Here is a 14,494-nt window from a genome sequence, read left to right as displayed (position 1 = left end):
CGAGGCCATGCAAGACACCCCTGAATCCGACGACACCCTGCCGCCGCTTTCGCGGCACGCCGTGCATGTGTTCGGCGAGCGCGGCATCGCGCCCGAAGGCGTGGTTCGCGACGACACGCTGGCGGCCGAAGTGCCGGTGGCGCTGGTCTTCAACGGCGTCTCGCATGCGGTGATGATGGCCACGCCGCAAGACCTTGATGTCTTCGCGCTCGGCTTTGCATTGAGCGAAGGCATCCTCGACACCGCCGTCGATTGCCGCGGCATCGACGTGCGAACTGTCGACGCCATCGACGCGGGCCTGCCCGAAGGCATGCCGGGCATCGAGGTGCAGCTCGAGGTTTCCACGCGCAGCTTCGAGCGCCTGAAAGACCGCCGCCGCAGCCTCGCGGGCCGCACCGGCTGCGGCGTGTGCGGCGTCGAGAGCTTCGCGGGGCTGGACCTTGCGCCGCAGCGCGTGCCGCCGCGCGAGTGGATTAAACGCATCGACCTGCCCACCGTGCTGCGCGCCTTCGCCGCCATGCCGCCGCGCCAGACCCTCAACGCCGAAGCCGGTGCGATCCACGCCGCCGCATGGGCCACGGTGGATGGCGAACTCACCGACCTGATGGAAGACGTCGGCCGCCACAACGCGCTCGACAAGCTGCTCGGCAAGCTCGCGCAGGCGGGCCGCCTTGCAGAGCCGGGGTTCGTGCTGATGTCCAGCCGCGGCAGCCATGAACTCGTGCGCAAGTGCGCGCGCCTGGGCATTGCGGCGATGGCGACCATCTCCGCGCCGACCTCGATGGGCGTGCGCATGGCCGAGCTGAGCGGCCTGCGCTTCTGGGGGCTGTGTCGCGCGCCGCGCGGCGTGCTCTATGCCGACGGGCTCTCGGGTTCGTCGAGCGCCAGCACCGCATCGGCCACCGCCTCGATGCCCTGATCCGACAGGTCGGTCGCCGGCACGCTCCGGCGTTGGGTCCAGGCCTTGAAGTGCAGCTCCTGCGACTTCTCGTAGTGCGGGTCGTAGTGCAGCGCCATCAGCTCGCCGAACAGATGGGGCAGGTCGGCTTCGCGTGCCCATTGCTGCCAGCGCGTGACCGTTTCCTTGCCCTGCATTTCCTTGAGCACGCCCATCTTGTCGGCGAGCGCCTCGCGGTCGTCGCCCAGGTAGGCGTAGTCGCGCAGCAGATAGGCCAGCCGCGCCTCGGGCGTGGCGCGCACCTCGATGCACGGCGCCGCGCGCATGCGCGCCACCAGCGACAAGGGCAGAGACAGCCGCCCGATGCGCACGCTCTCGCCCTCGACATACAGCGGGCGCTTCAGGTCGATGGCTTCGAGCACGGCGGCAATGCGCGTCTCGAAGTGCTTCTGCGACGGCTGCGGCACGCCCGGCAGCGAACCGAGCAGCGAGCCCTTGTGGCTGGCGAAGTCTTCCAGGTCGAGCACCTGCGCGCCGCGTTCGGCCAGCGCATGCAGCACGCGCGTCTTGGCGCTGCCGGTGGCGCCGCAGACCACGCGCAGATCGAGCTGCGGGGTCAGCGTGTCGATCTGCGAAATGACGTGGCGGCGAAAGCTCTTGTAGCCGCCCGCGAGCTGTTGCGCGTCCCAGCCGACGAGGCGCAGCCACGTCACCATCGAGCCGCTGCGCATGCCGCCGCGCCAGCAGTAGACCAGCGGCTTCCAGTTCTCGGGCCGGTCGGCCAGCGTGTCGCGCAGATGCCTGGCGATGTTGGCCGCGACCATCGCGCCGCCGATGCGCCGTGCCTCGAAAGCACCGGTCTGCACGTAGACCGTGCCGACGATGCGGCGCTCTTCGTCGTCGAGCACCGGGCAGTTGATGGCACCGGGAATGTGGTCGAGCGCGAACTCGGCCGGCGAGCGGGCGTCGATCAGCGCATCGAAGGCGTGGCGGTCGCCGACCCGCACGGGCTGGCGATGACTCATGGCAGGAACCTCATGCCCCGATTGTCGCCTTTGGGCTTCAGGCGTAGGCGGGTCCGAGTCCTCGGCGCAAGCGAGCGCTCGCAAAGTCCACGAAGGTCACCAGCACGAACATCGCGATCAGCACCGTCATCGCCTGCTGTTGCTGGAAGATCGACAGGTGAAAGTACAGCAACTGGCCCAGCCCGCCGCCGCCCACGAAGCCCAGCACCGCGGCCATGCGGATGTTCATTTCCCAGCGGTAGAGCGTGTAGGCGACCCATTGCGGCAGCACGATCGGCAGGCTGGCGTAGCTGAAGGCCGTGACCGGGCCGGCACCCGCCAGCGTCAGCGCATGTTCGGGCTCGCGCGGCGCGTTTTCCAGCGCTTCGGCGAACAGCCGGCCCAGCACGCCCGTGGTGTGCAGCGACAGCGCCAGCGCACCGGCGAACGGGCCGATGCCGGCGGCCAGCACCATCAGCGCGGCCCAGACCAGCTCGGGTACGCTGCGCAAAAAATTGAGGATGAAGCGCGCCACATGGCGCGGCAGCCCACCCGCGCGGCCCGAGGCGGGCAGCGCGAGCACCGCGCCCGCCAGTGCCGCGAGCACCGTGCCGAGCGCCGACACCGCCAGCGTCTGCAATGCACCGTTGCCCACCTTCGCCAGAAAGTCGGGCGACATGTCGGGCGGGAAGAACTCGGCGATGAACTTGCCCATCAACCGCAGCGACTCGGCCGATCCGAGCGCGCTGTAGTCGATGCCGAGGTAGACGAAGCTCGCGACCACCGCTGCCGCGATCAGCAACACGGCGAACCAGCAGCGCAGGCAGGGGCGCGGACGCGGTGGCAGGTTCATGCTCATGCGAGCAGCCTCCGCAGTGCGTTGCTCAACACGTCGGCCAGCAGCACGAGCGCGAGGAACACCAGCAGGATGCTGCTGGCCTCGCCGCCATTGAGCATCTTCATCGACTGGTCCATCAGTTGCCCCAGCCCGCCCGCGCCGACGAAACCCATCACCACCGAGGCGCGCACCGCGCATTCCCAGCGGTACACGGTGTACGAGGCCAGCTCCTGCGCGGTGTGCGGCAACAGGCCGTAGCACAGCGCCGCCAGCCGGCCGCTGCCGCCTTCGAGCAGCGCGCGTGCGGGGCGCGTGTCGGTCGATTCGAGGATCTCGGCGTAGACCTTGCCCAGCATGCCGCCGTAGGTGATGGCCAGTGCCAGCACGCCGGCCGCCGGGCCAAGGCCGAGCGCGCGCACGAAGAGCAGCGCCCACACGATCTCGGGAATGGCGCGCAGCACCATCAGCAGCCAGCGCGCGGCCTGCCGCACCACGGCGGCCTGCACACGGCCCGGCCCCGGGCCGATGCGCGAGATGGACAGCGCGCGCGTCGTCACGAAACCCAGCGGCGCGCCGATCAGCAACGCGAGCGCGGTGCCCGCCGTGGCCATGGCCAGCGTTTCGAGCGTGGCCTTGGCGAGCAATGCGAGAAAGGCGGGCGAGCCTTCGGGCGGAAAGAAGCCCGCCAGAAAACCGCCGATGACGGCGAGGTTGCCGCTGCCGAACAGCGCCCATGGCTTGAACTCCGACAGCGCCAACATCGGCCACGCGATGACGAGCGCGGCGGCCCAGCCAGCCAGCCGGGGCCATGCCCGCGGGTCGCGCAACGCAAGGTCGGAGCGCGTCGGCACTTGTGGCGATGCGGCGTTGCTCAAGGGCAGTCCGGTCGCTGGAACACCGGCTCCGTCGCAGTGGTGGCCGGTGGCAGCGGCCCTTGCGTGGCCACGCCGCCTTCGCTGGCATAGAGCGTGTCGAGCATCGCGGCCGTGACCTGCGTGGCGGGCAGATCGAACATCACCTGCCCGTTGCGCATGCCGACGACGCGCGGAAACCAGCGCAGCGCCAGGTCCACCGCATGCAGCGAAGCCACCAGCGTGGCACCGGTCGATTCGCTCTGCGCGACCAGTTGGCCGACAGCCGCATCGGCCAGCGTCGGGTCGAGCGCGGACACGGGCTCGTCGGCCAGCAGCAGGGCGGGGCGCTGGTACAGCGCACGCGCAATGCCTACGCGCTGGAGCTGGCCGCCGGAGAGGCGGTCGCAGCGGTCGAACAGGCGGTCTTCCAGAGCCAGCCGCGACAGCACCTCGTGTGCGCCGGCGATGTCGGAGGGATAGAAGAGCGAGCCCAGCGCACGTGCCGCCGACCACTCGCCCAGCCGGCCCGCCAGCACGGCCGTGACCACCCGCAGGCGCGGCGCGATCGGTGGCGCCTGGTGCACGGTGCCGATGCGCGCGCGCAGTTTCTTCAGCGCGCCGGCCTTCAACTGCCAGGGGCTCTCGCCCAGTGCCTGGACTTCGCCTTCACCGGGGCGCAGCGCGGCACCGAGCACCCGCAGCAGCGTGGTCTTGCCGGCGCCCGAGGGGCCGATGACGGCGATGCGCTCGCCGTCGCGCGCGGACAGCGTCACGCCGGCCAGCGCGCGATGGCCGTTGGGGTGGACGACGCCGATGGCCGTGAGGGAGAAGCTCACGCGGTGGGTCTTTCTCGCGCTGCTCCCTCACCCCAACCCTCTCCCGCAAGCGGGAGAGGGAGCCAACAGCCGGAGCCCGCATTGCCCCCTCTCCCGCACGCGGGAGAGGGCTGGGGTGAGGGCGACTCCCTCACGTCCAACCTCACTTGATCAAACCCGCCGACTTCCCCGCCGTCTCGATCCCGTCATAGTTCGACGACTTCGTCGGAATGAACTTGCTCGCGCGCTGCAGCGCCATGATTTCCTTTTGCGCCGGGTTCGCGGGGTCCAGCTTCAGGAACGCATCCGTCAGCTTCTTCTGCAGCGCCGGGTCCATGCCGGGGCGCACCGTCCAGTTGTAGTCGTAGTACGTCGGCGTGGTCGCGAGCACGCGCACCTTGGCGGCGTTGGGGTTCTTCGACTCGACCAGCTTGTCCCACACCGAGGCGTTGAGCACGCCCGCTTCGGCGCGCGATGCGGCCACGAAGGCCACCGTGGCGTCGTGCGCGCCCGAGAACGCGACCGTCTTGAAGTCCTTCTCGGGGTTGATGCCCGCCTGCAGCAGGAAGTAGCGCGGCATCAGGCTGCCCGAGGTGGAAGAGGGCGCACCGAAGGCGAAGGTCTTGCCCTTCAGGTCGGCCAGCGTCTTGGCGGTGCTGTCGATCGGCACGATGAACTTGCTGGTGAACACCTCGTCTTCGGCGCGCTGCACGATCGGCACCGCGCCGCCGTTGGTGCGGATGCGCGCCTGCACGAAGGTGAAGCCGCCGAGCCACGCCAGGTCGATCTTGTTGGTAGCCAGGCCTTCGACCACGGCGGCGTAGTCGGTCACGGGCGTGAACTGCACGTCCATGCCGGTTTCCTTCTTCAGGTAGTCGCCCAGCGGCGTGAACTTGCGCTGCAGCTCGGTGGGCGCCTCGTCGGGAATGGCCGAGACGCGCAGCACGCCCTGGGCAAAGGCGCCGAAGGCCGTGAGGGAGGAAAAGGTCAGCGCAAGCGCCAAGCGGGGAAGCGTCTTCATGAGGGTGCCTCTGGCTGTGGTGAAAAAGGGTTGTGGCCGGTTCGTCGGCAGGGGATGGGCGGGGCTTCGATAATCGCGGCTTGTTTCATTCGACCGAGCCGCCGCCATGACCGATGCCGCAACTTCCAAGCTCCTGAATCCGCTGGCGCCGCTGCGGCTCACCAGCTTCTCGCACGGTGGCGGCTGCGGCTGCAAGATCGCGCCCGGGGTGCTCTCGCAGATTCTCAAGAACCACGCGGGGGGAATGATCCCGCCCGAACTCATGGTGGGCATCGAGACCGCCGACGACGCGGCAGTCTACAGGCTCAACGACACGCAGGCGCTGATCGCCACCACCGACTTCTTCATGCCCATCGTGGACGACCCCTATGAGTTCGGGCGCATCGCGGCCACCAACGCCATCAGCGACGTATATGCCATGGGCGGCCGTCCGATCATGGCGCTGGCGCTGGTTGCCATGCCGATCAACCAGTTGCCGGTCGAAGTGATCGCCGAGATCGTGCGCGGCGGGCAGGACGTGTGCCGCGCGGCCGGCATCCCGATCGCGGGCGGCCACACCATCGATTCGGTCGAACCCATCTACGGCCTCGTCGCGATGGGCCTCGTGCACCCCGACCGCGTGCGGCGCAACGCCGATGCGAAGGCTGGCGACGTGCTGGTGCTGGGCAAGCCGCTGGGGGTGGGCGTGCTGTCGGCGGCGCTCAAGAAGGAGCAGTTGTCCGAGGCGGGCTATCGGCAGTTGATCGAGAACACGACCAAGCTCAATACGCCGGGCATCGCGCTGTCGGCGCTTGATGGCGTGCATGCGCTGACCGATGTGACGGGTTTTGGGCTGGCCGGTCACACGCTTGAACTGGCGCGCGGGGCCAAGCTGACAGCGGTGGTCGAGTGGTCGAAGGTGCCGCTGCTCGATAACGTGGAAGTGATGGCTGCGGAAGGTTTTGTCACCGGCGCATCGGGTCGCAACTGGGCGGGCTATGGGGCTGATGTCGAACTGGCCGAGGGCCTGCCTGCTACTGCGCAGAACCTGCTGAGCGATCCGCAGACTTCTGGCGGCTTGCTCGTGAGTTGCGCGCCTGAGGCGGTCGATGCGGTGCTGGACATCTTCCGCAAGGAAGGCTTTGCGCAAGCGGCTGTCATCGGCCGCGTCGAGGCCGGCAAGTCCGCATTGCGCGTCGTGCCCTGAGTCACGGACCGTCCTACGCCAGCGCGTTGGGTGGGCAGTCGCCGTCGCGAGCGGTTCGAGCTTGCGCCGAGAAGCGCAGACGTACATGGGTACGTCGAGCATCGCAGGCGCGAGATCGAATCGCGCAGCAGGCGAATGCCCGCTCAACGGCGGAAGGGGGAAGGAGTCGAACCTTCCCGGCGACGACTGGCGCCACCCACTGGGTTTGAAGCCCAGCCGCCCCACCAGGGACGATCCCCTCCCATGCGGCCCTGTCACGGGCCGGCTCCGAACAACGACGTATCGGGCCGCAGCAGATGCGTGTCTTTCACCCGCCGCGTGTAGCCCACACGATCAAAGAATTCCAGCAACTGGATCGCGCGCTTGCGCCCCAATCCGGTCGCATCCCGAAAACTCGCGGCCTGCAAACCCTCCGGCCCTGCAATGCAATCGCGCACAAGGCCCGCCAACTGCTCGATGGTCGCCAGCGGATAGTACAAGTCCTTCACCACCTGGAAGGCCTCGCCTTGCCGCGCGAGGCTCGCCAGGGTCTGCCGCACCATCGGCTCGCTCGCCGCGCAGTCCTTGGCGAGGTCGCGCACCCATGGCGGATCGAAGCCGCCATCGGCCAGCCTGGGCAGCAGCTTCTGCGCGAGCTTCTGCTCGGCTTCGTTCAAACGTGCCGCATGGTCCGGCAGGTGCAGCCACGTGCCGCTACGCATCAGCGCGCCATCGGCGGCCAGTGCATCGAGTGCATGGCGCCACAACGCATCGTCGGTGCGCGGGGCGGCCAGTCGCTTGAGCCGGCGCGCATCGGGGCCGACCTCGTCGGGCGCCGCGCGGTGGAAGTCGGCCAGCCGTTCGACGATCTGCGCCTGCAAGGCGTCGAGGTGTTGCCGCGCGATGGCCGTCTGCGCGATGCGCACCGCATCGTCGGGCAGCGCCAGTACATCTTCGTTCGCCAGCGACAGCGCGCGGGCCAGCCGCGCCGTGTCGATGCCGAGCGGCGCGTTGTGCAGCAGCGCCGCCACGCGTGCGGGCCGGTCGTCGATGGCCCAGGCCGCCAGCGTGCGCAGCCGCTCGGGCGTGCGCCGGTAGCGCACGGGCGCAAACGGGTCGAGCACGCGCACGCCGGCCACGGTGCGGGTGGCCGAGGCATCGCGCAGCACGCCGCGATCGCCGTGCCATGCGCCGACCTCATCGCGCAAGACCAGTTGGGCCAGCGCGGTTTCGCCGGGCGCGAGCGCATCGCGATCGAGCAGGGCGACCGAGGCCATCACGTCGCTGGCGCCCAGGTGCGCGTGCACCGTGGCGCCCGAGCGCAGGGGCCTGGCTTCGTCGGGCCACAGCGTGAGCAGCACGTCGATGCGTGCCGTCGTCAGCGCGATGGCCGGGGTGCAGACCCAGTCGCCACGGTGCACTTCGTCCTTCGTCACGCCGGCCAGCGCGAGCGCACAGCGCTGCCCCGCATGCGCCGCATCGGCCTGCCTGTTCTGCGCATGGATGCCGCGCACCCGCACCGGGCGCTCGCCGGGCACGAGCTGCAACTCGTCGCCGATACGCACGGTGCCGCTGAAGACGGTGCCGGTCACGACGGTGCCGACACCCGCCAGCGTGAAGGCGCGGTCCACCGCGAGGCGGAAGGCGAGGTCGTCTTCGCGCGCGCTCTCTTCGCGCGCAACGTCGAGCAGCCGCGTGCGCAGCGCGTCGATGCCTTCGCCCGTGGTGGCGGACACCGCGAGCACCGGCGCGTCGGCCAGCGGCGTGGGTGCGAGCAGGGCGTTGATTTCCGCGCGCACCTCGTCGAGCCGCGCCGCACGCATGGCCGCGTCGATGCGGTCGATCTTGGTGACGGCCACCGTGGCCGCGCGCACACCCAGCAGCGCGACCACGGCCAGGTGCTCGCGCGTCTGCGGCATCACGCCGTCGTCGGCGGCCACCACCAGCAAGGCGTGGTCGATGCCGGTGGCGCCGGCCAGCATGGTGTGCAGCAGACGCTCGTGCCCCGGCACATCGACAAAGCCGAGCGACACGCCATCGGGCGCATGCAGGTACGCATAGCCCAGTTCGATGGAAATGCCGCGCCGCTTCTCCTCGGGCAACCGGTCGGTGTCGACGCCCGTGAGCGCGCGCACCAGCGAGGTCTTGCCGTGGTCGATGTGGCCGGCGGTGCCGATGATCATGGTCGTGGCGGCTTCACATGAAGTTGCGCGTGTGCAGGTCGGACAGCCGCTGCGCCTCGTCGCGCCCGAAGCCCAGCCGCGCCAGGCGCGCACGCCGGCCGGCCGCCATGTCACGCTGCAACTGCTGCACGGCTGCGTGGCCGCGTGCGACGGCATCGGGCGTCAGCTCACCCGCCGCCAGCAGCACCAGCGCATCGAACACTTCCTCGTTGAGCCCTGCCGTAGAGGCCAGCGCGTCGTAGCGCACCTCGATCGCGTTGCGCAATCGCGATTGGTAGTCGGGCTGCACCGAGAGCCGGTATTCGAGGTGCGCCATGCCGAAGGCCACATGGCGCGCCTCGTCGCGCGCGGTGAGCCGCGCGATCTGCCGCGTCACCGGATCGGGCGCATGCGTCTGCAGGAAGTTGAGCAGGTTCACGAAGCTGCCTTCGCCCAGCACGGCGAGCAGGAAGGTGGCGACGGAAAAATCGGGCGCATCGAACAGCGTGCGCAGCGAGGCCTGCCCGCCGGCCGTCGACAGCGCGGGCTCGTGGCCACGCAGCGTGGCGCGCCGGGTGAACACCTCCACATGCCGCGCCTCGTCGGCGCACTGCAGCGCCAGCAGCTGCAGCACCTCGCGGTAATGCGGATGGATCTGCCCGAGGTGGCGCGCGGGCACCAGCAGCGCGGCGTTCTCGTTCTCGATCAGGTAGGTCATGACCTGCACCACGGCGGCTTCGATCGGGGCCGGCAGTTCGAACGGGGCGTCCCAGTCGATGGCCGTGCCCGGGTCCCATTGGGTTGCCGCGGCCTGCCGGTACAGCTCGCCGACGGTCGCGGCCCAGAGTTCGTGGCGCCGGTGCAGGGCGAAGAAAAAATCGGGGCTGCCGGCTTCGACCGTGGCGCCGCGCGCGGCCAACCCCCAGCCGGGTTCGGCATCTTCGGCGGGGGCACCATTGATGTTGCCATGCGCCGTGCCGGTTGCCTGCGCATCGCGCCACCGGCCTTCGGCATGCGGGCCGCGTGTGATGAATGCCAACGGCAACCCGTCGACAGTGTCGAAGCGCAGCGGATGCCCCTGGCTGCGGCACCACGCTTCCAAATGCATCAGCCAATCCGGCGAACGGCCGCGCACCTGCAGCTCGCCACCCACCGGCCGTTCGGCCAGCGCGCGGCGAATGAGCAGCAGGGCGCCCTGGTCCAGGCCCAGCGACTCAATATCGATAGTCGGGGTCGAGGATGGCGCCATCGCGGCTGTAGAAGTTCTCGTCGTCCACCGCGCGTTCGAGCAGCGCGTAGCCGCTGGTGCGGCCGGTGCGCCATTCGCGCAGGCCTTCGAGTTCGAGCAGCGGACGCACCTGCGGGTCGTCCCATCGCATCGCCATCAGCAGCGCGACGAAGCGCTCGATCAACCCGGCGGGCGCGCCGGGGCTGGTGGTGAAGTTGCAGTGGTCGTAAGCGCCGGTGCGCGCAATGACGCGCGTGCTGCCCGAAGGCAGCGTGCCGTCGAGGCCGAAGGCCAGGTGGTTGCCGTCGATGAGGCAGCAGGCATCGACCTCGCCGGCCATCAGCGCCACCGCTGCATCGCGCTCGCCGCCGATGTGGTCGCCATGCTTGCCGCCGAGCACGTCGAAGTAGCGCAGCCCGAAGTCGCGTTGCTTGACCAGTCCTTCGCTGCGCAGATGGTCGAGCGGAATCAGCGTGGCCTGCGGCGAATCGAGCGCGCCCATGCCGACCGTCTTGCCACGCAGGTCGGCCAGCGTCTGCACCGGGCTGTCGGCGCGCACGACGATGGCCGAGCGCAGGTCGCAGTCGGTGTCACGCATGGCGACGGCCTTCACTTGCTGCCCACGGCTGCGCGCGATGCGGTCGGCGCGCACCCAGGCCAGCGGCGAGTTCCAGGCCAGGTGCAGCGTGCCGTCGAACTGCGCCTCGACCTGTTTTTCGTAGTTCGAATACAGCACGTAGTCGAAGGGCAGGCCGTTCTTCACGAAGAAGGCCTTGAAGCCTTCCCAGATGGTGACGACCTTCGGCGCGTAGGCCACGGCGCCCATGATCAATGTGGGTTCAGGCATGGCGGGTGATCTTTCAGAACAGCGGCAGGCCGGTGATGGCCTTGCCGATGAAGTCGTAGAGCACGTCGGACGTGGGCGCCATCACGCTGGAGGCGCGCGCATCGCGGAACAGGCGCTCGATGCCTGCTTCTTTGCGGAAGGCCGCGCCGCCGCACACGCGCATGGCGATGTCGGTCACTTCGAGCGCAGTTTCCGCCGCGGCCGCTTTCACTTCGAGCACGCGCAGCATGGTGTCGGCGCGGCCGGCGCCGATGGCGGCCACGGTGTCGTCGAGCAGCGTCTGCACCATGTCGGTCTTGATGCGCGCGCGGGCCAGGTAGGCGCGGATGGTGGGCAGGTCAGCCAGCGACGAATCGAGGTGCACGTGCCGCGTCTGGCTCACATGGCCGATGGCGCGGCTCAGTGCGCCTTCCATCAGGCCCGCCGAGCAGGCCGCGCTGAGCACCGAGAACCAGGGCAGCACCACGCCCATCATCGTGTCGAAGCCCTTGCCGTCGTCGCCGAGTCGCGCCGTGGCGGCGATGCGCACGCCCTTCGCGGTGATCGGCGTGGAGGCGTTGCCGCGCAGGCCGAGGCCGTCGAAGCGGCCGGGCTGGCTCAATCCATCGGACTTCGCATCGACCAGCCACAGCGTGCTCGCGCCTTCGGCCGCCAGCGGCTTGCTTGACCACACATAGCTGTCGGCCTCGAAGGCGGAGGTGACCCAGCTCTTGCGCGCATCGAGCAGCACGTTCGCGCCGTCGGCACGCGCGGTGCCGGTGGGCGCCCAGAAGTGGCTGCGCGAATCGGCTTCGGAAAAGGCGAGCGTGCTCAGGTGCTTGCCCTCGGCAATCGCGCGGCGCGCGGCCTCGGGGCCGGACTGCTCGATGACGGCGGTGGCGCAGTAGTGCATGCACACCACCATCGCAGTGGAAGGGCAGGTCTGCGCGATGCGGGAGACTACCTGCGCGGCTTCCTTCAGGCCCAGGCCCTGGCCGCCGACCGATGCGGCCGAGACCAGCCCGAGCAGGCCGGCGTTGCCCATCGCGTCGATCACCTCTCGTGGAAAGCGTCCCTCGCTGTCGGTCCTTGGCGCCAATAGCTGGAGCGTTTCAGTGTCGATACCGGCGAGCACGTCGAGGGGGTTCATCGCTTTCTCCTGAGGGGTGGTTGAGGAAAGGAACTACAACAGCCGCTCGCGCAGTTCGCCGAGCTGGGCCGTGAAGGGGGCGCTGTCTTCGAGGCAGCGCAGGTCGAGCAGCAGGCGGTCTTCCGCGATGCGGCCGATCACCGGCAATGGCAGGCTGCGCAATGCGGTGGCCAGCGCATCGAGCGCGGTGCCGGTGCCTTTCTTCGAGGTACCTGCTGGCGAAAGCGCAAGGCCGGCCGAGGGCAGGCGTTCCACCGGCAGCGAGCCTGAGCCGATCTGGCCCAGCAGCGGCACCACCTCGACGGCGAAGCGCGGTGCTACGGCCGCCTGCACGGCAGGCAGAAGCCCCTCAGCCGTCTCGCGGATCGCATCGGCGGGGCGCGTGAGCAGTCGCAGCGTCGGCAGATCTTTTGCGAGCCGTTCAGGCCGCAGATAAAGCGACAGCGTCGCTTCGAGCGCGGCCAGCGGCAGCTTGCTCATGCGCAGCGCGCGCTTCATCGGGAACTTGCGGATGCGGCCCACGGCCTCCTTGCTGCCGACGATGAGCCCGGCCTGCGGGCCGCCCAGCAGCTTGTCGCCCGAGAAGGTGACGACGTCGCAGCCGGCCGCGAGCATCTCCTGCGGCAGCGGCTCGCGCGGCAGGCCGTAGTGCGCCAGGTCGACCAGCGAGCCACTGCCCAGGTCGGTGGCCAGCGGCACGCCGCGCGCATGCGCGATGCCGGCGAGCGTGGCCTCGTCGACGGCGGCGGTGAAGCCCTGCACGGCGTAATTGCTGGTGTGCACCTTCATCACGAGCGCGGTGTGTTCATTGATGGCGCGCTCGTAGTCCTGCGGGTGCGTGCGGTTGGTGGTGCCGACCTCGACCATGCGCGCGCCGGCGCTGGCCATCACGTCGGGCATGCGGAAGGCGCCACCGACCTCGACCAGCTCGCCGCGCGAGACGATGACTTCGCGCTCGCGTGCCAATGCCGCGATGGTCAGCAGCACGGCTGCGGCGTTGTTGTTGACCACTGTCGCGGCTTCGGCGCCGGTGATGCTGCACAGCAGCTCTTCGACCAGCGAGTCGCGGTCGCCGCGGCTGCCGGTGGCCAGGTCGTATTCGAGGTTGTTGGGCGAGGTCATCACCGCCAGCAGCCGCTGCAACGCCGCATCGGCCAGCAGCGCGCGGCCGAGGTTGGTGTGGATGACGGTGCCGGTGAGGTTCAGCACAGCGCGCATGCGCGGTGCGAGGCGGCCTTGCACACGGGCGGCGAGTGCATCGGCCAAAGCTTGGGCCTGTACTTCAGCGGTGGGCAGCTTGCCCGCGACGGCGCGAGCGCGAAGCCCTTCGAGCAGCACACGCGCCTCGCCGACAACAAGGGTGTGGCCATGCGCAGCCAGCAGGGCGCGCGGCGCATCGGCGCGCAGCAGTTGATCGACAGAAGGCAGATCCTGGGGCCTTGCCGTCGAGCCGTGGACCACGGACTCTTCGGGCGACGCCATCAGCCGCCTCCGCCGTCGTCGGGAATTTCTTCAGGATCGCCGAACAGCAGCATCAGGTTGTGGCCGCTGCGCTGGTGGCCGGCTTCGGACACCAGCAGGTCGAGCGTGACGCTGGCGAGGTCGTCGGCCACGGGCTCGACCTCGGGGTCTTTCTCCATCGCGATCTGTTTCAGGTAATGGCCGCAACTGTCGCAGCACTCGGCCTTCACTGCGCCTTCGCGCGCGCCGGTCGCGGGCAGTTCGATGCCCGGTTGCGGCGACAGCGATTCGAAGTGAATGCCCTTGGTGCTTTCGCAGTGCGTGCACTTGATGCGCACGTAGTGCCACTCGGTGCTGCACAGCGAGCAATGGAGGTAGCGAAAACCCGCCTCGTCGGCGCCGATGCGCGTGATGCTCACGGTCGGCACGCTGCCGCAGCAGGGGCATTCATTGCCGGGGTCGGTGCGGCCGAAGATGTTCTCGCCATCGCGTTCGGCCACCTGCAGCACGAGCTGCGTCCAGTAGGCCTGCAGGCCGGCGGCGATCAGCGGTGCCGCTGCAAGGTCGAGCCCGAACATGATGCGGCGCGAGAGCAGGTCGGCCTGCTGCTCGAGCCATGCATCGTCGGCGGCCACCACGCGGTCGAGCGTGTCGCGTGCCGGGCCTTCGGGCAGGCGCGCGCGAAAGAGACCCAGCAGGCGTCGAAGCTCCTGGCGCCACACGGCATCGCGCGACCAGCCGAAGGCGGGCATCGGCGGCTTGAGCGCTTGCGATGCGGCTTCTAGCGCATCGGATGCGGGCAGCGCGACCTTCGGGTAGTCCTGCAGCACCTGATGCTGCGCTTGCGCAAGGTCCGCAATGAAGATGAGGTACTCGCGCATCGGGTGCGAGGCCGCGAGCTGGCGCAGGCGCAACTGCCGGTCGGAGAACACGAGAGACCGAACCGGCAAGCGCAGGAACGGCATCTGCCGCCCGGCCTGCATCGCGATCTGCTCGGGATCGAGAACGCGCGTGGTCCGGATCGGCGGTGGTGTGCCGGTGGGGCTGTTCATTCCGTCCACTCTACAGCGAC

General features: G+C 69.4%; 13 protein-coding genes and 1 tRNA gene. 2 read left to right on the top strand and 12 right to left on the bottom strand.

What is annotated here, in order from left to right; all coding sequences use genetic code 11:
* The first annotated feature begins 7 nt into the window (after nucleotides 1-7).
* Nucleotides 8-919 (top strand): formate dehydrogenase accessory sulfurtransferase FdhD, encoded by a 912-nt coding sequence (fdhD, locus tag ACSFB7_RS27395; RefSeq protein ID WP_435475487.1) that lies wholly within the window; start codon nucleotides 8-10, stop codon nucleotides 917-919.
* Here fdhD and mnmH read toward each other — a convergent pair.
* The 5 genes from mnmH to ACSFB7_RS27370 form a co-directional block, all read right to left on the bottom strand.
* Complete coding sequence (mnmH, locus tag ACSFB7_RS27390) at nucleotides 853-1,923, bottom strand: tRNA 2-selenouridine(34) synthase MnmH (RefSeq protein WP_435475486.1); 1,071 nt, start codon at nucleotides 1,921-1,923, stop codon at nucleotides 853-855. The genes fdhD and mnmH overlap by 67 nt on opposite strands.
* 37 nt (nucleotides 1,924-1,960) lie before the next feature.
* Complete coding sequence (gene phnE / locus ACSFB7_RS27385) at nucleotides 1,961-2,761, bottom strand: phosphonate ABC transporter, permease protein PhnE (protein WP_435475485.1); 801 nt, start codon at nucleotides 2,759-2,761, stop codon at nucleotides 1,961-1,963.
* Nucleotides 2,758-3,615, bottom strand: coding sequence for a PhnE/PtxC family ABC transporter permease (locus tag ACSFB7_RS27380; RefSeq protein ID WP_435475484.1), 858 nt, complete (start codon nucleotides 3,613-3,615; stop codon nucleotides 2,758-2,760). The genes phnE and ACSFB7_RS27380 overlap by 4 nt, the downstream gene beginning before the upstream one ends.
* Nucleotides 3,612-4,430: a phosphonate ABC transporter ATP-binding protein gene (locus ACSFB7_RS27375; protein WP_435475483.1), complete on the bottom strand. Its 819-nt coding sequence runs from the start codon at nucleotides 4,428-4,430 to the stop codon at nucleotides 3,612-3,614. The genes ACSFB7_RS27380 and ACSFB7_RS27375 overlap by 4 nt, the downstream gene beginning before the upstream one ends.
* A 142-nt stretch (nucleotides 4,431-4,572) precedes the next feature.
* Entirely contained in the window at nucleotides 4,573-5,430 is an 858-nt protein-coding gene (locus ACSFB7_RS27370; RefSeq protein ID WP_435475482.1) for a putative selenate ABC transporter substrate-binding protein, read from the bottom strand.
* 106 nt (nucleotides 5,431-5,536) lie between these two features.
* Here ACSFB7_RS27370 and selD point away from each other — a divergent pair, with 106 nt between their 5' ends.
* Nucleotides 5,537-6,616, top strand: a complete 1,080-nt coding sequence (gene selD / locus ACSFB7_RS27365) for a selenide, water dikinase SelD (protein ID WP_435475481.1) — start codon at nucleotides 5,537-5,539, stop codon at nucleotides 6,614-6,616.
* Between the two features lie 150 nt (nucleotides 6,617-6,766).
* Here the strand turns inward: selD and ACSFB7_RS27360 are convergent.
* The 7 genes from ACSFB7_RS27360 to fdhE all read right to left on the bottom strand — a co-directional run bounded on the left by ACSFB7_RS27360 (nucleotide 6,767) and on the right by fdhE (nucleotide 14,474).
* Nucleotides 6,767-6,859 (bottom strand) — tRNA-Sec (locus tag ACSFB7_RS27360).
* Between the two features lie 11 nt (nucleotides 6,860-6,870).
* Complete coding sequence (gene selB, locus ACSFB7_RS27355) at nucleotides 6,871-8,778, bottom strand: selenocysteine-specific translation elongation factor (protein WP_435475480.1); 1,908 nt, start codon at nucleotides 8,776-8,778, stop codon at nucleotides 6,871-6,873.
* A gap of 13 nt (nucleotides 8,779-8,791) precedes the next feature.
* Nucleotides 8,792-10,006: a ferritin-like domain-containing protein gene (locus tag ACSFB7_RS27350; protein ID WP_435475479.1), complete on the bottom strand. Its 1,215-nt coding sequence runs from the start codon at nucleotides 10,004-10,006 to the stop codon at nucleotides 8,792-8,794.
* On the bottom strand, nucleotides 9,972-10,832 hold the full coding sequence (locus ACSFB7_RS27345) for a phosphate/phosphite/phosphonate ABC transporter substrate-binding protein (RefSeq protein WP_435475478.1): 861 nt from the start codon (nucleotides 10,830-10,832) through the stop codon (nucleotides 9,972-9,974). The genes ACSFB7_RS27350 and ACSFB7_RS27345 overlap by 35 nt, the downstream gene beginning before the upstream one ends.
* Nucleotides 10,833-10,845: 13 nt before the next feature.
* The gene (locus ACSFB7_RS27340; protein ID WP_435475477.1) at nucleotides 10,846-11,961 is read right to left on the bottom strand and encodes an acyl-CoA dehydrogenase family protein; all 1,116 of its coding nucleotides are present in this window, start codon (nucleotides 11,959-11,961) and stop codon (nucleotides 10,846-10,848) included.
* Nucleotides 11,962-11,994: 33 nt separating this feature from the next.
* Nucleotides 11,995-13,443: an L-seryl-tRNA(Sec) selenium transferase gene (selA, locus tag ACSFB7_RS27335; protein ID WP_435475476.1), complete on the bottom strand. Its 1,449-nt coding sequence runs from the start codon at nucleotides 13,441-13,443 to the stop codon at nucleotides 11,995-11,997.
* Nucleotides 13,443-14,474 carry a formate dehydrogenase accessory protein FdhE gene (gene fdhE / locus ACSFB7_RS27330; RefSeq protein ID WP_435475475.1) on the bottom strand — a complete coding sequence of 344 codons (1,032 nt, stop codon included), beginning with the start codon at nucleotides 14,472-14,474 and terminating at the stop codon, nucleotides 13,443-13,445. Before fdhE ends, selA begins: the two co-directional genes overlap by 1 nt.
* Between the last annotated feature and the right edge of the window lie 20 nt (nucleotides 14,475-14,494).

It is taken from the genome of Variovorax raffinosi, from assembly GCF_051216615.1.
Lineage (GTDB): Bacteria > Pseudomonadota > Gammaproteobacteria > Burkholderiales > Burkholderiaceae_C > Variovorax.
The sequence above is the reverse complement of the archived record's forward strand: the minus strand, read 5'-3'. Positions and strand labels throughout refer to the sequence as shown.

Coding starts and splice junctions, on each gene's coding strand:
- selB (WP_435475480.1), bottom strand. CDS start 8,778: ATGATCATCGGCACCGCCGGCCACATCGACCACGGCAAGACCTCGCTG.
- mnmH (WP_435475486.1), bottom strand. CDS start 1,923: ATGAGTCATCGCCAGCCCGTGCGGGTCGGCGACCGCCACGCCTTCGAT.
- ACSFB7_RS27340 (WP_435475477.1), bottom strand. CDS start 11,961: ATGAACCCCCTCGACGTGCTCGCCGGTATCGACACTGAAACGCTCCAG.
- phnE (WP_435475485.1), bottom strand. CDS start 2,761: ATGAGCATGAACCTGCCACCGCGTCCGCGCCCCTGCCTGCGCTGCTGG.
- fdhD (WP_435475487.1), top strand. CDS start 8: ATGCAAGACACCCCTGAATCCGACGACACCCTGCCGCCGCTTTCGCGG.
- selA (WP_435475476.1), bottom strand. CDS start 13,443: ATGGCGTCGCCCGAAGAGTCCGTGGTCCACGGCTCGACGGCAAGGCCC.
- ACSFB7_RS27350 (WP_435475479.1), bottom strand. CDS start 10,006: ATGGCGCCATCCTCGACCCCGACTATCGATATTGAGTCGCTGGGCCTG.
- ACSFB7_RS27370 (WP_435475482.1), bottom strand. CDS start 5,430: ATGAAGACGCTTCCCCGCTTGGCGCTTGCGCTGACCTTTTCCTCCCTC.
- selD (WP_435475481.1), top strand. CDS start 5,537: ATGACCGATGCCGCAACTTCCAAGCTCCTGAATCCGCTGGCGCCGCTG.
- fdhE (WP_435475475.1), bottom strand. CDS start 14,474: ATGAACAGCCCCACCGGCACACCACCGCCGATCCGGACCACGCGCGTT.
- ACSFB7_RS27345 (WP_435475478.1), bottom strand. CDS start 10,832: ATGCCTGAACCCACATTGATCATGGGCGCCGTGGCCTACGCGCCGAAG.